Source organism: Nonomuraea sp. CX421 (assembly GCF_059358955.1).
Map to the genome: position 1 here is coordinate 536719 of NZ_JCADBK010000001.1, position 20305 is coordinate 557023.

A 20305-nucleotide genomic window follows, 5' to 3' on the forward strand; every position below is an offset into this window, starting at 1 on the left:
CCGACCTCAGCGGTCGGTCACGGCGGAGGCGCGTGAGAGGCGGTGCCGGAGATTGGCGCGCAGCATGGCGAACCGGTCGGGCTCGGCGGCGATGACGGCCCGCTGGAGTGCGGCGTCGGCGGCGAACCAGGCCGCCACCAGGCCGGACGACCACTTGCAGGCGGTGTCCGCCGACGCGATGCGTTTCTCCGTGGCCGTGATCGCGGCCCGCTCCAGGTTCCAGCGGCGGTCGGCGATGGCCGCCTCCGGCGTCGGGTAGCGCAGGCCGGCGCGCTCCATGCACGCCTTCCAGCGCTCGACGGCCTCGGTGACGGCGGGCTGGGCGGCCGCCTCATCGAGGCTGCGTGAGTCCTGCAGCGCCAGCCAGCGCCAGTCGGCCTTGGGCGCTCCCCCTGCGATCATCGCCGAGGCCTCGCTCATGCAGCCCGGACGTCCGGACGAGCCGTAGAGGCGGTGGCGGGCGGCCCGGGACAGCTTGTCGTGCCACGCCGGACCGGCCGGGTCGGACGGGGCGAGGTGGTAGCCGTAGCGCCGGGCATGCTCGGGGTCGGCGACCCCGTAGCGACGGCTGTTGCCGGGATCGGTCCGCGCGATCTTGAACGCATCGGCCGGGGGCGGTGACACGGTGAACCCGTGGCGGCGCATGCACTGGGCGAGCAGGCCGGCGTGGGCGTCGGCGAGCACGGCGCGCTGCCCGGCCGTCGGCTTGTAGGCGTCGAACGGCAGCACCAGGTCGGTCATGCCGGTGACCCGGACCACGGGCTCGGCCGCCTTCGGGACGGGAGCGGCGGAGCAGGACGGCAGCCCGGCCAGGACGACCAGGACCGGCGCGAGCCGCCGCCCCCTCCCCGCCGGCCGGGCCCCGGCACCGGACCTCATTCGCAAGAGATGTCGATGGAGCTGGCGCTGTTGTCGCCGACGGCGTTGTTCGGCAGGTAGCCGTCCGCAGCGCCGGGCTCGAACGTGCTGTGCGCGCCGGTGAAGAAGCGGTCCTGCCACAGGGTGACGCGGCAGGCGCTGTCGTTCTTGAGCGAGCTGGTCTCGTTGTCCACCCGCGACCAGAAGGCGATGGCGTGGTCGCCGAAGCGCCACCGGTTGTTGCGCAGGTCTGTGTCGTCTCCGCCGAAGTCGGCCCACAGGTCGCTGAAGCCGTTGTTGAAGTCGGGCGCCTTGTACAGGCACACCCGGCCGGAGGAGCAGGTGCCCCTGGGGCCGGCGAAGGCGGCGGCGGGGAGGACCAGGGCGAGCGACACGGCCGCGCCCACGACGGCGGCGGCCCGGATGATCGGCTTCATGGCTGTCTCCTTGATCGGCGGAGCCTTTCGACCGGTAACCTAGCGTGCCGACGAGAACGCGCCTCGTTATGACATGCCAGGTCAGGTAAGGGTTCCGCGCGCTCGCCGCCCATCCGCTCGACCGGCGTGGCCGGGCCCAGGGGTACCTACCAGTCAGAGAGTGATATTTCCGGAAACAGTGGGGTCTGCGAAGCGTTCGTTCGGCACCTGGGCGTACCAGCCCGGCCGCCCGGGATCGCGGTCGTACGGATAGCCGCCCAGCTCGCGGTAGAGCTCGGCGTAGCGAGCGACCCGCTCGCGATCCAGCCGCACCCCCAGCCCCGGCCCGGTCGGCACCGCGATCGCGCCGCCGGAGTAGGGCAGTTTGCCCCCCTCGATCACGTCGTCACGGAGCTGGTGGTAGTGGGCATCGGCCGCGTACGTGAGGTTTGGCAGCACCGCGCCGAGGTGCAGCATGGTCGCCAGCTGGATGCCCAGCTCGCCCGACGAGTGCACGGCCACCCCGAGCTGGAACGTCTCACACACCCCGGCCGCCTTCAGGCACGGCCGGACGCCGCCCCAGAACGTGGTGTCGAGCAGCACCACGTCCGCGGCGCGGCGCAGCACGTTGGAGGCGAGCTGCTCGAAGTTGACGACGACGGTGTTGGTCGCCAGCGGCACCCGGACCTGCTCGCGCACGCTCCTGAGCCCTTCGAGCCCCCAGACGGGATCCTCCAGGTAGTCGTTGTTGAGCCCCTCGATGGCCTTGCCGAACCTCAGCGCCTCGGCCAGCGACAGCACGGCGTTGGGGTCGTACCTGAGCCGGTCCTCGGGAAACTCGTCGGCCAGCGCCCGGTAGCACTCCAGCTCGTGGCCGGGCGGGAACACGCCGCCCTTCAGCTTGTGCACGCCGAACCCGTGCGCCGCCCGCAGCGACCGCGCGTGCTCGACCAGCTGCTCGGGGGTGCGGATCTCGGCGTGGCCCTCGGCCGCGTAGCGGAAGAACAGATAGGAGGCGAACGGCACCTCGTCGCGGATCCGGCCGCCCAGCAGCTCGGCGACGGACACCCCGAGCTGCTGCCCGACCAGGTCGAGGCAGCCGAACTCGATGGCCGCGAGCAGCTGGGTGCGGTTGTTGTAGAGCGAGGCGGTCGGGTTAGCGATCTTGAACCGCAGGGCCTCCAGCTGGAACGGATCGTGCCCCTTCAGGTACGGCAGGAGCGCGCGGAACGCCGCCTCGGCGCTCTCCCCGCCCCCGCCCATCTCACCCAGGCCGATCAGCCCGTTGTCGGCCTCGACCTCCACGATGGTCCGGACGAACCGCCCCCAGTGGGCGCCGTTGCTGTGCCGCAGCGGCGCCTCCAGCGGGACGGTGACCGTCGTGGCCCGGATGTCAACGATCTTCACTCGCATGTCCCCCAGACGGCGGCCACCCCGCAGGCGGGCAGCCGTACGTTGACCGATTCGCCGGTGACCTCGGCGGGCTCCAGCTCGTGCGCCAGCCCGGCGCTCACCCGCGCGCGGAGCAGGCCGGGCAGACCGACGGTGACCTCGACCGGCTCGGCGGCCAGTGACTGCAGTCGGACCACCCGCTCCGCGCCCGCCCGGCCGATCGAGGTGACCAGCACGTCGGGATGGTCGACGGAGACGTAGGCGCGGGCGGCGGCCTCGGCCGGGCCCTCCAGCAGCGCGCCGACGAACGGCTCGGTCAGCCCGGAGGCCGCCAGCGCGCCGAGGCGCCTGCCCTCGACGCCCGCCGCCGACATGACCGCGTAACGGAACGTCGTCTCGCCCTGCTGCTGCGCCGGGAAGTTCGTGTCCCAGATGTTGTTGAGCGCCCACGAATAGACCGTGCCGTCCTCCCGGTCCAGGGTCGGCGGGAACGGCGCGTACGGCATGTGGATGGTGCCGAGCTGCACCAGCGGCGCCTCCAGCGTGGCCCAGGCGATGGTCAGCTCGGGGTCGTCGAAGGCGATCCAGTGCCTGATCGGCAGCATGTACGCGGCCGACCCCGGCACCTGGGGCACGTCGGGGCCGCCGACGCCGCCGGTCAGCTCCCACGCGGTCGCCGGCCCGGAGGCGAACGGGAAGGCGAGGAAGACCGCCTCCTTGGCCGGGGTGCCCTGCTTGGCGAGCTGGTAGGTCAGGTCGAGCCGGGCGACGCCGTAGTGCAGCTCGACCGTGGTGCGCAGCCAGTCGACGCCCTTGCCCTGCAGCTCGACGACGAGCTTCTCCCCCACGGCGGTGCGCTGCGCCTTGACGATCGTCGCGTTGCGGCCGATGGCCCGGTCGCCGAGCAGGGTCCGGTCGTGCGCCCCGACATGCCCCGACAGGTGGTTGAAGTGCGGGGCGGTGGCGTAGCGGTCGTAGACGTACTGGCCGAACCCGGCCGCCGCGTCGCCGTTGACCAGCTCGCGGCCCGCGGTCTTGTCGAAGATCGAGCTGATGTAGCCTTCGCGGACGTCGTAGGCGACCCGGTAGAACTCGTTCTCGATCACCCCGCCGAGGTCGAGCTCGACCGGCTCGGGAGCCTGGCTCTCGCCCGGGACGACGTCGATCCGGGCATAGCCGTAGCCCGGAATGTCCGGCACGACCGCCCGCAGGTGCCGCCCGATCGGCCTGGTCGGCCAGTCCACCGGGTCGACGTACTCCTCGTGGTGCGCGACCCGCTCCCCGGTGCGCGCGTCGACCAGCGCGATCGGCACGTCGACCGGCACCACGTCGCGCGGCAGAAACGCCCTGACCACGTCGGTCCTGGCTCGCGTGCCGGGATTGAACACCGCGAACGAAGCCAGCGGGCCCGGACTCTCGCCCGAGAGCGCGGCGGCGAACCGGCGGGTGGCCGCGTGCAGCAGGTCGGCCGCGTCGTCCTGGGCGTCGTAGGCGCCCGACGACTTGCGCGTCCACTGCAGCCCGCCCGAGTCGCCCGCCTCCTCGGCGTCCTCCCACGGGTTCGCGGCGCCCCAGGTGTGCTCGTTGAACAGCGCCACCTTGTCGTACGCCTCGTCGATCAGCTCGGTGGCGTCGGCGCCGGCCAGCGTGTGCAGCGTCTCGGCGACCCGCAGCGCCGACTGCGCCCGCCGCACGTAGCCGAGCGGGCGCGCGCCCGAGCCGAGCCCGTCGGCCCACCAGTCGGTCCAGTCGCCCTCGTGCACGGCCAGCCGATCGAGATAGCGCTCCTCGACGTGCTCGAAGAAGTCGCTGTTGACGGCCGAGCGCAGCCGAGGGAAGGCCCACTGCTCGTTCCACCTGCGGGCGATCGACGCGGGCACGATCGACGGGCCGGCGTTGTCGGCGTGCGCCCCCTGCACCCGCAGGTGCAGCACGTCCAGCTCGTACGGCTCGCGCGGCGCGTCGGGCCCCTGCCAGCCGAACGTCCCCGGCCCGTACGGGTAACCGCGCGAGGCCAGCGCCGACAGGTAACGCGGCAGCAGGTCATCGGCCAGCTCGTAGGAGTCGGTCAGCCCGACCGTGTTGCCCTCCATGTATGCCATGCCGTGCGGCGTGTCGGTGAACCAGACCAGCACCTCGTTGCCGCTCGGCGCCCGCCACCGGAACGGCCGGGCCAGCTTGTCGCCGCCGTGCAGGTAGGGCACGGACCGCCCGGCCCAGTTGTGGGCCGCGGCCAGGTAGCGCACCCCGGCGGCGCCCAGCGCGTCGACCAGGCCGACGACCGCGCCGGGCACGTCGGTGTGCATGGCCGACCGGGTGGCGAAGCCGTACCTGCGCTGGAGCTGGGAGGTGAAGCGGAGCTGGCGGTAGAGCTCCTCGGTCGAGCAGGCCTCGGTGTGCAGCTGGAACGGCAGCGCGGTGACCTCGATGACGCCTTCGCGGGCCAGCGCGGCGAACGCGTCGACCTGCTCGGCGGGCCGGGCGGCGAGCCACTTCAGCGCGGGCATGGACGACTCGACGGTCCAGCGGAACTTCGCGTCGTCGGGCCAGGAGGCGGTCTCCTCGGCCAGCCGGAGCGCGGCGTCGAGGTAGTCGAGGTGGTGGCGCAGCACCGTGCCCTGCGGGTCGGTGTAGCCGATGTCGAGGTGGGAGTGGTGGACGACGAACACGCTCCACTTGCGCTGCGGGCTGATCGTGACCTGCGCGGACCCGACGAGCCCGGCGTCGTCGCGCGACTCCAGGGTGAGCACGCGGGGGGTGTTCACCTCGGGCACCAGCAGCGTCACGTCGGTGCCGGTGGCGCTGTCGACGCCGACCAGCACGTGGGTCAGTGGCTGGGTGCTCGACACCCGGACCGCCTGGCGGCCGTCGTGGGTGAACAGCGGCAGCACCGCGACCCGCACCTCCAGCCCGCGCACGCTGATGACGGGCGTGGAGGTGCCGTCGCGCAGCGCCTGCCGGATCCCGTCGTAGTCGGGGGAGCCGAGACTCCGCTGGAGCAACCGGCTGGTCAATTCAGACACTCCCTAGGGACAGGCCTCGGGCGAAGAGGCGCTGGGTGGCGAGGAACAGCAGGACCGTCGGCAGCGAGCAGACGAGCCCGGCGGCCAGCCCGACGGGCACCGGGGTGCCGGCGTAGACGTCGGTCATCAGCCCGGCGAGCGCGGTCATCACCGGCCGGACGTCCGCGGTCGTGCTCAGGGTCAGGCCGAAGATGAGGTCGTTCCAGATGAAGGTGAACTCGAGGATGAACACGGCGGCCAGCGCGCTGGTCGAGATCGGCAGGTAGATGCGCCAGAAGACGCGCCAGGTGGACGCGCCGTCCATCCGGGCCGCCTCGAAGATCGAGAACGCGACGCCGGAGTAGAAGTTGCGCAGCACGAACGCGGCCAGCGGCACGTTGATCGCCGTGTAGATGAGGATCATGCCGAGCCTGGTGTCGTACAGACCGGCGTCGCTGTAACCGACGAAGAGCGGCACGAGTAGCATCTGCGACGGGAAGACGGTGCCGCCGAAGATCAGCAGGAACCACCAGAACCCGTGGCGCAGCCGCAGCACCACGATCGTGTAGCCGGCCAGGGCCCCGATGACGACGCCGAGCAGAGGCGACACGACGCTGTAGAGGGCGGTGCTGGCCAGGCTCTGGCCCAGGTCGGCGCTCGCCAGCGCCCTGCCGAAGTTGGCGAGCAGCTCGAAGTCGCCCGACGGCAGCCACGCCGACGAGGGGTCGTAGGACGCGGCCGGCCGCGAGGCGTTGACCAGCAGCAGATAGGTCGGGCCCAGCCAGACGAGGCCGAGCACGATCAGCACGGCACGGCGGATCATCGCACCTGCCTCCTGAGATAGAGGTAGGACGCCAGCCCGGTCACCACGGTGAGCAGCACGGCCACCGCGGAGCCGTAGCCGTAGTCGCTGGCCACGAACGTCTCCTTGTACATCGTCACGGCGAGCGTCTCGGAGTTGCGCCCCGGCCCCCCTTGCGTCATTACCCAGACGATGTCGAACGTCTTCAGGCTCGCCACCAGCGCCAGGCCCACCACGACGGCGGTCAGCGGCCTCATCAGCGGCCAGATCACGTACCGGAACAGTCGCCAGCCCGAGGCGCCGTCGATCCGCGCGGCCTCGATCGGCTCCTTGGGGATCGACTGCAGCCCGACCACGAACAGCAGCGTGTTGACGCCGAGCTGCTGCCACGTCCACACCAGCAGCATGGCGAGGGTGTTCTGCGGCGCGTCCTGTAAGAAGGCCGTGTCGACGCCGAGCAGCTGGTTGGCGATGCCGTCGTGCGACAGGATCGGGCTCCACACCAGCCCGAGCCCGGCCCCGCTCAGCGCGTACGGCAGCATGAACGGCACCCGATACCAGGCGCCGCCCTTGAGGTCGTAGGACAGCACCGCCACCAGCAGACCGAGGCCCACCGGCAGCACCATGGTGCCGATCACCCAGAGCAGCGTGTTGCGGATCGAGGTCAGCAGCGCCGGGTCGTCGAGCAGCTTGACGAAGTTGTGCGGGCCGGTCCACTCGGGCGGCGCCAGGCCGTCGTAGCGGGTGAGGCTCAGGTACGCGGTCCACAGGAAAGGCGTGTAGAGCAGCCCCGCGACCAGTAAGGCCGCGGGGGCCACGTACCCGAGCCGGAAGCGGCCGAGCATGGGGATGCGCGTGCTCATGGCTTCACGAGGCTCACTGGTGCGTGCTCCAGTACTCGTCCGCCTCCTTCTGGATGGTCTCCAGAACCTCCCTGTAGCTGCCGGGCTCGGTCACGAACTTGCCGAACCCGTCGAGCGCGGCCGTCAGGATGGGCGGCGGCGTGGCCTCGAAGTAGCGGTTGACCAGGCGATACTTTCCGCTGCCCGCGTCCTTGGTGACCTGGCCGAGCGCCTCGTCCTTGATCTCCACCTTGGGGTTGGCGCTCACGTCGCCGCGGGTCGTGGCCCACTTCTCCTGGGCCTCGGCGGTGGTCCACCAGGTGAGGTACTTCAGGCTTGCCTCGGGGTCGTCGGCCTTGGCCAGCGAGCAGAGCGGGCCGCTCTCGAAGATCATCGACGTCTTGGGCAGCGAGGCGTTGACGTTGGGGATCGTGAAGAAGCCGTAGTCGGCGCCGGCCTTCATGTCGCGCTGGGTCATGCTGGTGTTGAACCAGGTGCCGAAGGAGACCATGGCGGCCTTGCCGTTCTTCAGCACGTCGCCCGGGTCGGTCTTGTCGCCAGGATTAATGAAATATCCGGCGTCGATGAGTTCCTTCCACTTCTCCATCACCTGGACCACGCCCGGATCGGTGTACTTCGCCTCGCCCGTGGACAGCCGGTCGTACAGGTCGGGGTCCATCCCGGCCATGAGCTGCTCGAACCAGACGAAGGAGAACAGCACGCTGGTGTGGTAGAACGCCTTGACGTCGTTCTTCTTCAGCGTCTCCGCGACCGTGATCAGCTCGTCCCACGTCGTGGGCGGCCGCAGGTCGTGCTGGTCGAAGATCTTCTTGTTGTAGAACATCCCCCAGTAGGCGACGTTCATCGGCACGCAGTACTGCTTGCCGTCGATCGTGTAGTAGGGCGCCAGGTCCTGCGACAGGTCGCCCGCCTTGATCGCCTGCTGCCAGACGGCCGTCGTGTCGGCCACCTGCTTCTGCTTGACGATCTCCTCCAGCATCCCCCCGGTCTGCCAGGTGAACAGGTCAGGCTTGACGTTCGTACGGAACGACGCCTTGATGAAGGCCTGGTACTGGGCCGAGTCGGTGTAGCCCGTCGGCTTCATGCCCAAGCCGATCTTCTCCTTCGACAGGACGCCCATCTCGTCGAAGAACTTGCTCCACGCGCCCTTGTCGTTGTAGAGCGTCAGCTCGGTCTTCTTCTTCGCGGGCGCCTCGGCGCCGTTGCCGCCACAGGCGGCGAGGACAACGGCCGCCACGCCGAGCACGGCCATGCGTGACCGGATCATTCCCGGCCTCCTTGCTTCACTTGGGGGGGTGGTGCAACCTCTGCTCGATGACCGTCTTGACGTCCACCAGATGAGCCCGCATCCGCTCCTCGGCCGCCGCGGCGTCGCGCGCCACGATGGCCTCCAGGATCGACAGGTGCTCGTCGTGGTCGCGGCGGCGGTCGTCGAAGATCTGCAGGATCTCCCTCTGCTCGGGTCCGTGGACGGTGAGCAGCGAGTCGACGACCTCGTGCAGCACGCTGTTGCCGGCCAGCCGCGCGGTCGCCCGGTGGAAGGTCATGTTCGTGTCGTGGAGCTCGGCGTCCTTGCCGTCGAGATGCCTGGCGGCGGCGTCGAGCACCTGTTCCAGCGCCGCGAGCTCGGCGCCACTCGCCCGCTCGGCGGCCATCGCGGCCAGCGGCGGCTCGATGACGATGCGCGCGCCGAGCAGCTCCAGCAGCTGGGCGGCGTGCATCTCGCGCATGTTGGGGTTGGGCAGCACGAGGCGCTCGATGTCGGCGCCGACATAGATGCCGGAGCCGTGGCGCATCTCGATGGCCCCCGTGGCCTCAAGTCTGCGCAGTGCCTCACGCAATGTCGGGGTGGTGACGGCGAACCGCTCCGACAGCACCCTGGTCGAGGGCAACCTGTCGCCCGGCCGATGCCCGCCGGTGCGGATGAGCTCCAGCATGCGTTCGGTCAGCGCGTCGGAAAGTGTCGGCCGTGTTACCTCGGACATATCAAGTGATCTAATCACTTTTCGTCACAGCCGTCTATGACGAGAGTATTTTTCTCGTCATCAGGCGGATGACGGCCCGCTCGTCCCGTTCGCTCGCGAAGTCACGCCGGGAGCATGGCCCGCATCAGCCGCACCTGCTCCGTACGCGACGCCTCCACCTGCCCCGCCCACCGCCTGACCTCCGGATTGACCCCGGCCGTGAGGTGCTCGCCGGCCATCCGCGCGGCGACGCCCTGGTGCGCGATCATCAGGTGGAGGAAGTCGCGCTCGAACCTCTTCGAACCACGCGAGCTCCGCAGCGCCGCGATCCGCTGACGGTCGGTCTCCGGCAGGCCGCCGTGATCGTCGTGCGACCCCGACGCGGCCGTCAGCGGCTGGTCCCAGGCGTGCAGCCAGCGCAGCATCATCTCGACCTCGGCCTGCTGCGTCGTCTCGACGGCGGCGGCCAGCGTCTTCAGCTCCGGCGTCCGCGCCCTGGCCGCGCCCAGTCTGGCGAGCTCGATGCCCTGCCGGTGATGCTGCACCATCATCTGCACGAACATCACGTCGTCGGCGTCGACCGGATCACTCGCAGGCTCGGCCACCCCGCAGGCGGCCACCAGCAGCAACCCCAGGACGACGAGCCAGTGCGCCACTCCGCCGCGTTCCCGGATCGAGCTCTCGCGCACCGGCGCTCCCTGGGCATTTGGTAAGAAACCTTCCTAATGGTTGGGCATTTCGTCCCACCCCGCAAGGGCCCCCTCAGACGGCCGATATTGAAGGCGCACACCCTCTGGTCGTTTCTTTGGGCATCCGACCCGTTTCGCGGCTTTTTATGGCTCTAGGCTGTGCGCTGTGAATCCTGGGCGGATGGTCATCGACGGCCGTTTCGAGCTGCTGGAACAGTTGGGAAGCGGCGGCATGGGCACGGTGTGGCGCGCCCACGATCTCGCCCTCCAGCGGGAGGTGGCGCTGAAGGAGGTGCGCCCGTCCGGCTCCGAGCAGCTGGACTCGGACAGGGCCGGGATGCTCCGCGAACGGGTGCTGCGCGAGGCCCGCGCGCTGGCCCGGCTGCACCATCCCAACGTGGTCGCCATCCACCACATCGTGGACTCCTCGATGACGCCGCACCCGTGGATCGTCATGGAGCTCGTACGCGGCCGTTCGCTGCAGGAGCGCCTGGCGCACGGACCGCTGACCCCGGCGGAGGCGGCGCACGTGGGGCGCGGCATCCTCGCCGCGCTGCGGACCGCCCACGCGGCCGGCATCTGCCACCGCGACGTCAAACCCGCGAACGTCCTGCTGCGTCCCGACGGCAGCCCGGTGCTCACCGACTTCGGCATCGCCGCCCTGCACGACGCACCCGGGCTGACGGTCAGCGGCGAGGTGGTCGGCTCCCCCGAGTACATCGCGCCCGAACGCCTGCGCGGCCAGGAGGGCAACCCCGCCTCCGACCTGTGGTCGCTGGGCATGCTGCTGTACGTCGCGGTCGAGGCCCGCCACCCCATGCGCCGCGACACCCCCATCGCCACGCTCGCGGCCGTGCTGAACGGCCACGTCCCGCCGCCCCTCCAGGCCGGTCCGCTGACTCCGGTGCTGACGGCACTGCTGACCCCCGACCCCGCCGCCCGGCCCGACGCCGCGCGGCTCGACTGGATGCTGGCCCAGGCCGCCGGCCAGCCCATGCCCGGCTACCAGCCGGCGTCGCCGGGAAGCCCGCCCATGCCCGGCTACTCGACGATGCCCAACCGTCGCCCCCGCCGGCTGCGCGCGGTGACCATCGCCGGAGTCGCCGCGCTCGGCGGCATCCTCGCCACGGTCGTGGTGCTGCTCCCCCGGACCCTGAACGGCCTCGCGAGCCCGACGACGTCCACGAACTCGCCGTCCGCCACCGGCACTCCCCAAGTGACCGCCAGCGACGCCCCCGAGACGACCGCCACCAACGCTCCCGTGGCCACCGCCACCGACGAACCGTCGCCGCAGGACACCCCGACCGGGTCGCTGCTGACCCCGGCGGGGATCAAAGCCGTGATCCCCCTCCTGGAGAAGGCTTCAGGTGGCACCGAGTTCACCGGCCTCACCGTGTACAAGGAGTACGCGATCGCCCAGGCCCCGGTCCGCGGCAGGAAGAACCTCTACGACACCTACACCTACCGCAACGGGCAGGTCACCCGGGACACCGGAGGAACCCTCAGCCCCGACGACGCCAAGGTCAAGCTGAGCTCCTTCAACTGGGACGCGCTCCCCGCCCTGTGGCGCACCGCCGACAACAGACTCGGCATCCCCAAGGCGACCAGCCGCTACCTGATCGTGCACGGCTCCTGGACGTTCGCGGATGACCAGCCCGTGCTGCTCGCCTACCTCTCCGACGAGTACGGCGGCGCCTACCTGGCCGCCGACATCAAGGGCAAGGTGCTGACCCTCATGCCCAGGGACGAGTGACCGCGCGCGTCAGCCTTCTTCGGACACTCCCAGGCACTTCACCCACCTGTCTCCAGCCGACACCTTGTCGCGTACCGGTCAGCGCGGCGACGGCAGTACGGACAGATCGCAGGCGTAGGCGTCGGCGGGTGCGCTCAGCACCCACACGATCATCGCAGCGACCGTCTCAGGCCGGATGCACAGCTCGGGATCGTACGGCCGGCCGAAGGCGTTCCTGACCTCGCCGAGGAGGGCGGTCGCCGTCGGGCCGGGATAGACGGTGGTCACGCGTACTCCGCGGGCCGCCTCCTCTTCGCGGAGCGAATCGGCCAGCTCGCGCAGCGCCGCCTTACCGGCGACGAACGACGACCAGCGGGCGACTCCGGTCATTCCGGGCGCCGCGTTCACGAAGACCACGTGACCACGTGAACGCCGTAGCGCGGGCAGCGTCAGCCGTACGAGTTCGGCGGCGGAGGCCACGTTCACCGCCAGCGTCCGTCGCCACGTCTCGGGGTCGGTGTCGGCAACGGCCGCGACAGGGGAGATCCCCGCGCAGTGCACCAGCGCGTGCACCTCCCCCAACTCCCCCGCGTCCTCCGCCGCGCCGATCGTGACGGCAAGCGTCCCAGGCTCGGCGAGATCCACCTCGATCCCGGGCACAGTCAGCCGCCCGACGTCGCGCCCCACGGCAGTCACCCGATGCCCGGCCTCCACCAGCGCGTCGACCAGCGCCACCCCGATCCCACCGGTGGCCCCGGTCACCAGCACGTGCCCCATGACGGCTCCCATCCCCTGGTCCACGGCGTGGTCATCGTACGCGCCTGGCGATGACCGGGACTCAGGCCCGGGAGCCGTAGGCAGGGCCGAACACGACCAGCAGCGCCAGATCCTCGGTGATGTCCACGAAGCGGTGTTCCTCGCCCGCCGGGACGAAGATCACCGCACCGGGGCCGACCTCGGCCTCACCGCTCGGTGTCACGATCCGGGCCCGTCCTGAGGTCACCACGTAGATCTCGTCCTCGGTGTGCGGGCTCTGGTTGTCGACCCCACCCGCCGGGATGCAGTACGTCCCCACGGACAGGTCTGACACCTTGAAGTGCTCAACCCAGTCGTTGGCGGCCCCGGCAGCCGGCGGCGCCCATTCCCCGGCACCCTTGATGATCTCCATGGCGGCCAACGTACGGCGTTCGCCCGCGACCGCGCAAAGGTGACCGGAGTCAGGCCGAGGCGGACATGGCGGGGCGGAGCAGCCGTTTGGCCTCGTCGTGGTGGCCGGCCATCTCGCGCAGCGTCTCGCCCGTCGCCTTCAGCACCGACAGGCGGGCGCCCGGGTTGTCGCGCAGGGCTCGGGCGACGGCCTTGACCATGCCGCTCATCGCCAGCGTCTCACGCGGGTCGCGGATCCTGGAGTAGACCTCCAGGATCCGGCGGACCCCGTCGGGCCCGTCGGTCAGCCCGCGCAGCAGCTCGATCTGCACGTACGCGAGCCCGTCGCCGCGCCCGAGCAGGTTCGTCCAGTGATACATGATCAGGCACTGCGCGTCGCGTGACCGTTCCCAGGCCCGCGTCGCCTGGTCGAGCGCCGCGGGGTCGTCCACCACATCGGCGACGCGCTCGCCGAGCAGCCGCCCGAACCTGACGGCGTCGCGGATGCCCTGCGCCGTGACCGGGTCCTTGAAGTGCCCGGCGTCGCCGACGAGTGCCCAGCCGGGGCCCGCCGACGTGCGGAAGAACGAGGGGTGCACGGCCGAGCTGACGATCTTCGTCGCCCTGGTGCACCCCTCCAGGCGCTTCGCCAGCCCCGGCACCAGGCCGACGGTACGGTGGAACTCCGTCTCCAGGTCGCCCCGGAAGTCCGCGGCCCGCGCGGCCGGCGGCATCAGCAGCACCATCGACAGCCCGCCGTCGCAGGGGAAGGCGTTGCCCAGCTCCTGCCCGGTCAACCACATCGCCGCCGTCGTGCGCCACTCCTCACGCGGATCCTCGTAGTACGCGTAATAGCAGGCCCGGCCGTTGGCGTGGGAGATCCGCGGCTGCTCGGCGCCGACCAGGCGGGCGACGGTCGAGCGGCGCCCGTCCGCGCCGATGACCAGGTTGGCGCGCACCTCGTACTCCCGGCCGCCGCGCTCGCTGACCTTCACACCGACGGCCCGGCCCCCCTCCCACAGGAGGTCGACGACGCGGTGGCCCTCCCTGACCTCGGCGCCCGCCGCGCGAGCCGTGTCGACGAGAGCCTCGTCCAGCGCGGTCCGGCGCACGCACATGCCGTAATCGATGCCGTCGATCGGGGTGTAGCGGCCGGAGGCGGCGTGGCCAGGGCCGCCGACGAAGGCGCGGGAGAGCTTCGGCGCGCCGATCTTCTCGACGCGTTCCAGGGCGCCGGCCCTGGCCAGTTCGGCGACGCCCGAGGCGAACAGCAAATGGGTGGAGACCGTGGTCGACGGAAACCGCGCCGGGTCAACCGCGATCACCTTGCATCCGCGCCGTGCCAGAGCGGCCGCGGCGGCGGAGCCCGCGCAACGTGCTCCCGCGATGACGACGTCCGCGTGCTCTGGCATGTGGCCTCCTGGCGCGCTAACCGACTCTAGTGTCGGTTTTATGCCCCAGACAGGCGCGGCGTCAACGGGTCGCGGGTAGGCTGCCGGACATGGCGATCCAGGAGCCGAAGAAACGCATGCGGGGTTCGGCCCGTCGGGCCCGCATCACCGAGGCGGCCCTGGAGGTCTTCGCCGCCCGCGGCTACCACGCCACCGCCATGGAGGAGATCGCGGCCGCGGCCGGAGTCACCCGCTCGGTGCTCTACGACCATTTCCCGTCCAAGCGGGTCCTGCTCATCACGGTTCTGCAGGAGCAGAACGCGCGACTGGTCGAACACATCGGCGCCCGCATCACCGGCTCCGGCTCGCCCGGCCGGCGTCTGCGCGCCACGCTCGACGCCTACTTCAGCTTCTCCGAGGACTGGCCCGACGCGCGGCGCCTGCTGTTCGACCACACCGACGAGGACGACCCGGAGATCAAGGCCGTCCGCTGGGGCATCCGCGAGACCCGCACCCGCTCGGTCGCCGTCATGCTCGGGCGCGACCTGCGCAACCTCGGCCTCGAACCCGACAGCGACACCGCGCACGCCGTCGTCGAGTTGCTCATCTCCGGCACCGACGGCCTCGCCCAGTGGTGGGCCAGAAACCCGTCGATGCCGCGCGGGCAACTCGTCGAGGCAGGCATGCTCGTGCTGTGGAACGGTCTCTCCCAGACACCAGGACGCACATCCATGTCTTGACAGAAGTGATCCGCGCGTTCATCGTCTCGCCTAGCTGAACCAACAGCCCTGTCGGTTAGCTATCGGTGAGCGGAGGCCGGTCCATGGCAGAGCAGGGGATCCAAGACAACGGTCAGGGCGGGATCAACCGGCGCAGGTTCGTCACCGGCGCGATGGCCGCCGCGGCGGGAGCGGCCACCGGGCCGTTATGGGGCGCGGAGGGCGCCAGAGCGGCCGCCCCCGCACTCATCAGCAGCAGCGCCGGCCGCAAGGTGGCGGTCTTCGGGGCCGGCATGGGCGGCCTGAGCACCGCCCACGAGCTGGCCGAACGCGGCTTCCAGGTCACCGTGTACGAGCGCAAGATCCTCGGCGGCAAGTCCAGGAGCATCCCGGTGCCCGGCACCGCCACCGGAGGGCGCAAGGATCTGCCCGGCGAGCACGGCTTCCGGTTCTTCCCCGGCTTCTACCAGAACCTGCCGGACACCATGAGCCGCATCCCGTTCGGCTCCGGCACCGTCCGCGACAACCTGGTCGCCGCCAGCCTCACGGCCATCGCCTACCGGCAGAAGATGCTACGCGTCCCCATCCCCAGCGAGCTGAGCGGCGGGCTCACCCCGGAAGTCATCCAGGACTTCTTACGGAGCGCGCTCATCGCGGGCACCACCATCCCGCTCACACAGGTCAACTTCTTCCTGTCGAAGATGATCACGTTCATCACCAGTGGTCCTCGCCGGAAGCTCGGCCAGTGGGAGAACATGAGCTTCTCCGACTTCACCAAGTCCGACATCATGTCGGTCGAGTACCGCGAGCTGCTGACCAGGATGTTCACCGCCTCCCTGGTGGCCGCCCAGCCCGATCGGGCCAACACCCGCACGATCGCGATGATGTTCGAGGCGCTCCTCTACAGCGGCCTCGGGCTCGGCCCGTACGGCCCGCCCGACCAGGTGCTCAACGGCCCCTCCAACGACGTGTGGATCGACCCCTGGATCAACTACCTGACCGGGCTCGGCGTCCAGTTCAAGGTCGGCTGGACCGCCACCGGGTTCGACTACAGCGGCGGGCGAATCACCGGCGCCAGGGTGACCGACCCCACCGGCGCCGCCGGCACCATCACCGCCGACCACTACGTGGCCGCGATGCCCATCGAGCGTCTCACGCCCATCCTGTCGACCGCGATGAAGTCCGCCGACCCCCAGCTGGCCAGGCTGAGCAACCTGGAGACGGACTGGATGAACGGCGTCATGATCTACCTGAAGGAGCCCAGGCCGATCGTCAAGGGCCATATGGTCTACGCCGGCACCCCGTGGGCGCTCACCTCGATCAGCCAGGCGCAGTTCTGGACCACCGACTTCCCCGCCACCTACGGCAACGGCCAGGCCCGCGACTGCCTGTCGCTCGACCTGTCCGACTGGAACACGCCGGGCATCCTGTTCGGCAAGACCGCCAAGCAGTGCACCCGCCAGCAGATCGTCCAGGAGGTCCTGGCCCAGATCCGCGCCGTCACCCCCAACGGCGCCCAGTTGCTGCCGGACTCGCTCGTCCACAGCTGGTTCGTCGACCCCGCCATCACCGGCGAGGGCACCCCCGCGGTAGCCAACGACGAGCCCCTGCTCATCAACTCCCCGAGCTCGTGGGCGAACCGCCCCGACTCAGTCACCCGGATCCCGAACTTCTACCTGGCCGCCGACTACGTCCGCAACAACATCAACCTGGCGACCATGGAAGGCGGCAACGAGGCGGGCCGCACGACGGCCAACGCCATCCTCGACGCCGCCGGCTCCTCCGCGACCAAGGCCCAGCTGTACGACCTGTATCTGCCGAACGAGTTCCAGTCCCTCTACGACCTGGACGACGTCCGTTACCGGCTGGGCCTGCCCAACAAGTTCGACCTCCTCGCCCCGTACTGGCCGTGACGCCTCGACTCCGGAGTTCGTGACGGACTTCGTCGCGGCGTGGGACAAAGTCATGAACCTCGACCGGTTCAACCTGGCCTGATCGCGACGGCCGTGCCGGCCCGCACGGGCCGGCCCGGCCGCTCATCTTCCGCTGAAGAAGGTCCGGATGTCTTCCGCCAGCGGACCGGGGGCCGCCATCGCGAGCATGTGACTGGGGTGCTCGTGGTCTTCCCAGTGCACGATGGTGTTCCTCCGCTCGGCGATCCGGCGGAAGGCCGCGGGGCCGCCGTGGGAGACGCCGGTGGGCACCACATCCTGGTCGATCGGCATGCCTGCCGCGTCCTCGTAGTAGGTCCACGACGACGATCCGCCGGTGTTCGTCAGCCAGTAGAGGCTCGCGTTGGCGAGGATGAGGTCGCGGTCGATCGGCTCGTGCGGCGCCACGCCCTCGGGCCAGCCGTCGAACTCCTTGAACCGCTCCACCAGGTAGGCCAGTTGGGCTACCGGCGAGTCCGCCCAGCCGTAGCCGAGCGTCTGCGGCCGCGCGGCCAGGTAGGACGCGTACCCGCTGCCGCCGGCACCGCTCAGCATGTCGGCCACCCATTCCACGCCGGCCCGGTCCTCCTCCGACAGCCCTTCGAGGTCGGCGGGGCCGGAGGGCAGGCCGAGGCCGCCGGTGATGTGCACCCCGACCACGTGCTCCGGGACCAGAACGGCGAGCTGCGGTGAGACCAGCGCGCCCGCGTCGTTGCCGTGTACGCCGTAGCGCTTGTACCCCAGCCTGTCCATCAACTCCGCCCACGTGCGCGCCACCCGCTCGATGCTCCACGGCCGCTCGTTCACGGGCTCGGAGAACGGGGAGAACCCCAACCCTGGCAGCGAGGGGGCGATCACGTGGAAGGTCTCCGACAGCGGGCCGAGGAGATCGGTGAACGGTTTCGTACGTCATGGACGGCAAGGTAGAAGCCGACGCGGCACAGTCCGTTCCTCAATGGACGCCGAAGGCCCCTCGCGTCGAAGGGCCTTCCCCGTGCGATCAAAGCGTCAGACAGCCCACCAGGGGGACCTCGGGCTGGACGGCCACGGCCCCGACGGGTCTGCTGTACGGCGCTGAGCACATGGCAGGACGCCGACAACTGATCCGTAGCATGGTCCGCGGCGTGACGTATTACCTGTTGCGCCCCACATGAACCGTGATCAATACGTGTGCATCGCGAGACGGTCGAATCAGATGCTTAGGGTGTGGATACGCGCAACGCGAGTGTCTCACCCGCCGCCGAGGGGCGGCTTGCCGAGCGGGTGGTCGCCGCCGGGCTCGCCGGCATCATCCTGCCCTTCGTCCAGTTCGGCTGGTTGCTGCTTGTAGCCGCCTTGTCCGATGACTCGCGCTGCGGCCACTTCGGCTGCGTCGGCCAGCTGGCCGGCGCGTGGACGGTGGGGAACTGGGCGGCGATCGTGCTCGCCTGGCCGCTGCTGCACCTCCTTCGGGTGCGCCCCTCGACCGGGCCGCCGAGGTCTTCTGGCGACACGGCTACGAGGGTGCGTCAATGACCGCCCTCACCAGCGCGATGGGCATCAACCGACCGAGCCTGTACGCCACGTTCGGCAGCAAGGAGCAACTGTTCGAGCGCGCCTTCGCGCGCTACCGCGAGACCCAGTTGGCCAACGTCCGCGCCGCACTCGACCAACCCACCGCGTACGCAGCCATCGAAGCGTTCCTGCGCTCCAGCGCCGACGGCCTCACCGCCGGCGATCATCCCCTGGGTTGCCTCTCCATCCAGGGAGGCCTGGCCTGCTCGCCCGAGAACGCCCGCATCTCCGAGGTCCTGGCCGCCGGCCGGGCCGCCAACGAAGCCGCCATCGAAGAGCGGCTGTCTCGCGCGGCGAGAGAAGGAGACCTTCCGCCCGGCGTGGATCACCGGGCACTGGCACGATTCGTGATGGCGCTCAGCGAGGGATTCGCCGTCCACGCCGCGTCCGGCACCAGTCGTGAAGACCTGCAGGCTTCCGTCAACGTCGCCCTGCGAGCCCTCGTCCCATCCCAGTCCTAAGGGACACCGCCGCGCCCGGCTGTCGGACCGCTCCGCCCGCTCGCGAACCTCTCCGACTCGGACGCCGGCCCCGGTAGAGGCTGATCTGTCGCTTAGACACTCAGAAGCCCCTCAAGAGATCTTGAGGGGCTTCTGACTTGGAGCCGCCTTCGGGATTCGAACCCGAGACCCCTTCATTACGAGTGAAGTGCTCTGGCCGACTGAGCTAAGGCGGCGTGCCGTACGGCTTGGAAGAGTCTACAGGAGCCGCGGGGCTCTTCGCTCCCGACGACCAACTGAACCTGGGACAGATCGCGCCGTCCCGCGGTCATTTCGACGTCCCCGCCTCAAGGATGGAGACGATGGAGAAGAGCGTGAAGCAGACGGCCCCGAGGCCGACCATGACCCGGGCCGGGATGAAGAAGGAAGCGGCCGTGTCCGCGGCTTCGAAGAGGAAGGCCCCGAAGAACAGGCAGGCCAGTGCCGTGATCACCGGGATCATGGGAATGCGGTTGGCGAGAGGGAAGGTCCGGCGCCAGACCAGGGCCAGGAGCAGGGCCTTGGAGAGGATGCTGTAACAGACCAGACCGAGCCCGATGAGGATGCAGCCGGGGGCGATGCGGTAGGGCTCGTCAGAGGCGGCCAGGACGTAGGCGCCGAAGAGAAGGTTCATGGTGCCCATAGCGATGACGAGCCAGCCCCAGCGGTAGCGCTCAGGCTCGTCGAAGGCGTTGCGTACCTGGCGGACGATGCTGGCGACGAGGGCGATGAGGCTGGCACAGACGGCGGCGAGGCCGAAGACGACACGACCGGCGGTGTAGTAGGCGCTGCCGCCCTGGGCCATGAGGATGAAGGCGTAGACGAACCCGACAAGGGCGCAGACGACGGGGATCCCTATCAGGATCCTGCCCACGGCTGACGAATAGGCGTTCGGGGGCGGATCGTCCTCCGGCATACGGGCGGCGTTGACCGGAATGAGGGCGAAGCAGGTCGAGGAGGTGGCCACGGTGCTGACACAGGTGCTGATCAGGCCGACACCGACGACCACGTGGCCGGCCACCACGTACTGGGCTTCGTCGCCTCGGGTGATGAGGACGATGCCGTAGATGATGGCGACGAGGGCGGCCAGGTAGCCGGTCAGGGGCAGGATGACGCGCCAGGCCAGGTTGTAGCGGTAGATCAGCTGACGGATGATCGTGGCCGCGGTGGTGAAGAGCGCGTAGCAGATGGCGGCCAGGGACACGACCACGTGACCGGCCACGAAATGGTTGGAGTCCGAGCCGCCCGTGAGGATGTACCAACCGAAGGCGACGCAGATCACGCCCATCACCAATGGGATGGCGCGGAAGACGACGCTCATCGCAAAGTTCACTGTTACCCCCCGATAAACAGCCATGCCTGCTCCG

General features: G+C 70.0%; 19 protein-coding genes and 1 tRNA gene. 5 read left to right on the forward strand and 15 right to left on the reverse strand.

Annotated features, from left to right (window positions below; all coding sequences use genetic code 11):
• Window positions 1–6: 6 nt before the first annotated feature.
• From AC5L3X_RS02500 to AC5L3X_RS02540, 9 genes are all read right to left on the reverse strand, one after another.
• Complete coding sequence (locus AC5L3X_RS02500) at window positions 7–879, reverse strand: hypothetical protein (protein ID WP_494854769.1); 873 nt, start codon at window positions 877–879, stop codon at window positions 7–9.
• Window positions 876–1295, reverse strand: a complete 420-nt coding sequence (locus AC5L3X_RS02505; RefSeq protein ID WP_494854771.1) for a peptidase inhibitor family I36 protein — start codon at window positions 1293–1295, stop codon at window positions 876–878. Before AC5L3X_RS02505 ends, AC5L3X_RS02500 begins: the two co-directional genes overlap by 4 nt.
• A 153-nt stretch (window positions 1296–1448) precedes the next feature.
• Window positions 1449–2681: an enolase C-terminal domain-like protein gene (locus AC5L3X_RS02510; RefSeq protein WP_494854772.1), complete on the reverse strand. Its 1233-nt coding sequence runs from the start codon at window positions 2679–2681 to the stop codon at window positions 1449–1451.
• The gene (locus AC5L3X_RS02515) at window positions 2678–5680 is read right to left on the reverse strand and encodes a glycoside hydrolase family 38 N-terminal domain-containing protein (protein WP_494854774.1); all 3003 of its coding nucleotides are present in this window, start codon (window positions 5678–5680) and stop codon (window positions 2678–2680) included. The genes AC5L3X_RS02510 and AC5L3X_RS02515 overlap by 4 nt, the downstream gene beginning before the upstream one ends.
• A gap of 1 nt (window position 5681) precedes the next feature.
• Entirely contained in the window at window positions 5682–6491 is an 810-nt protein-coding gene (locus AC5L3X_RS02520) for a carbohydrate ABC transporter permease (RefSeq protein ID WP_494854776.1), read from the reverse strand.
• Window positions 6488–7333: a carbohydrate ABC transporter permease gene (locus AC5L3X_RS02525; RefSeq protein WP_494854778.1), complete on the reverse strand. Its 846-nt coding sequence runs from the start codon at window positions 7331–7333 to the stop codon at window positions 6488–6490. The genes AC5L3X_RS02520 and AC5L3X_RS02525 overlap by 4 nt, the downstream gene beginning before the upstream one ends.
• Before the next feature lie 13 nt (window positions 7334–7346).
• Window positions 7347–8600 (reverse strand): ABC transporter substrate-binding protein, encoded by a 1254-nt coding sequence (locus tag AC5L3X_RS02530; protein ID WP_494854780.1) that lies wholly within the window; start codon window positions 8598–8600, stop codon window positions 7347–7349.
• A 16-nt stretch (window positions 8601–8616) separates the two neighbouring features.
• Complete coding sequence (locus AC5L3X_RS02535; protein ID WP_494854782.1) at window positions 8617–9318, reverse strand: FadR/GntR family transcriptional regulator; 702 nt, start codon at window positions 9316–9318, stop codon at window positions 8617–8619.
• A gap of 101 nt (window positions 9319–9419) precedes the next feature.
• On the reverse strand, window positions 9420–9986 hold the full coding sequence (locus AC5L3X_RS02540) for a DUF305 domain-containing protein (protein WP_494854784.1): 567 nt from the start codon (window positions 9984–9986) through the stop codon (window positions 9420–9422).
• Between the two features lie 166 nt (window positions 9987–10152).
• Here AC5L3X_RS02540 and AC5L3X_RS02545 point away from each other — a divergent pair, with 166 nt between their 5' ends.
• A complete protein-coding gene (locus AC5L3X_RS02545) occupies window positions 10153–11739 on the forward strand; it encodes a serine/threonine-protein kinase (RefSeq protein WP_494854786.1) in 1587 nt (528 codons plus the stop codon).
• A 78-nt stretch (window positions 11740–11817) separates the two neighbouring features.
• Here AC5L3X_RS02545 and AC5L3X_RS02550 read toward each other — a convergent pair whose 3' ends face one another.
• Genes AC5L3X_RS02550 through AC5L3X_RS02560 form a run of 3 tightly spaced genes read right to left on the reverse strand, consistent with a single transcriptional unit; the run spans window position 11818 to window position 14276 of the window.
• A complete protein-coding gene (locus AC5L3X_RS02550) occupies window positions 11818–12519 on the reverse strand; it encodes an SDR family NAD(P)-dependent oxidoreductase (protein WP_494854788.1) in 702 nt (233 codons plus the stop codon).
• A 37-nt stretch (window positions 12520–12556) separates the two neighbouring features.
• Window positions 12557–12886, reverse strand: a complete 330-nt coding sequence (locus tag AC5L3X_RS02555) for a cupin domain-containing protein (RefSeq protein ID WP_494854790.1) — start codon at window positions 12884–12886, stop codon at window positions 12557–12559.
• 49 nt (window positions 12887–12935) lie between these two features.
• On the reverse strand, window positions 12936–14276 hold the full coding sequence (locus tag AC5L3X_RS02560; protein ID WP_494854792.1) for an NAD(P)/FAD-dependent oxidoreductase: 1341 nt from the start codon (window positions 14274–14276) through the stop codon (window positions 12936–12938).
• Window positions 14277–14365: 89 nt separating this feature from the next.
• Between AC5L3X_RS02560 and AC5L3X_RS02565 the strand changes: the two genes are divergently transcribed.
• Entirely contained in the window at window positions 14366–14995 is a 630-nt protein-coding gene (locus AC5L3X_RS02565; RefSeq protein WP_494854794.1) for a TetR/AcrR family transcriptional regulator, read from the forward strand.
• 83 nt (window positions 14996–15078) lie between these two features.
• Window positions 15079–16887, forward strand: coding sequence for a hydroxysqualene dehydroxylase (locus tag AC5L3X_RS02570; protein ID WP_494854796.1), 1809 nt, complete (start codon window positions 15079–15081; stop codon window positions 16885–16887).
• 123 nt (window positions 16888–17010) lie between these two features.
• Here the strand turns inward: AC5L3X_RS02570 and AC5L3X_RS02575 are convergent, their stop codons facing one another.
• Complete coding sequence (locus AC5L3X_RS02575) at window positions 17011–17781, reverse strand: alpha/beta fold hydrolase (protein WP_494854958.1); 771 nt, start codon at window positions 17779–17781, stop codon at window positions 17011–17013.
• A 330-nt stretch (window positions 17782–18111) separates the two neighbouring features.
• On the opposite strand from AC5L3X_RS02575, the gene AC5L3X_RS02580 reads away from it, so the two are divergent.
• The gene (locus tag AC5L3X_RS02580; protein ID WP_494854798.1) at window positions 18112–18420 is read left to right on the forward strand and encodes a hypothetical protein; all 309 of its coding nucleotides are present in this window, start codon (window positions 18112–18114) and stop codon (window positions 18418–18420) included.
• The gene (locus AC5L3X_RS02585; RefSeq protein ID WP_494854800.1) at window positions 18417–18920 is read left to right on the forward strand and encodes a TetR/AcrR family transcriptional regulator; all 504 of its coding nucleotides are present in this window, start codon (window positions 18417–18419) and stop codon (window positions 18918–18920) included. Before AC5L3X_RS02580 ends, AC5L3X_RS02585 begins: the two co-directional genes overlap by 4 nt.
• A gap of 138 nt (window positions 18921–19058) precedes the next feature.
• Here the strand turns inward: AC5L3X_RS02585 and AC5L3X_RS02590 are convergent.
• Together AC5L3X_RS02590 and AC5L3X_RS02595 are read right to left on the reverse strand one after the other, a co-directional pair.
• Window positions 19059–19135, reverse strand: a tRNA-Thr gene (locus AC5L3X_RS02590).
• A gap of 92 nt (window positions 19136–19227) precedes the next feature.
• The gene (locus AC5L3X_RS02595; RefSeq protein WP_494854802.1) at window positions 19228–20259 is read right to left on the reverse strand and encodes a DUF2776 family protein; all 1032 of its coding nucleotides are present in this window, start codon (window positions 20257–20259) and stop codon (window positions 19228–19230) included.
• Window positions 20260–20305 lie beyond the last annotated feature (46 nt).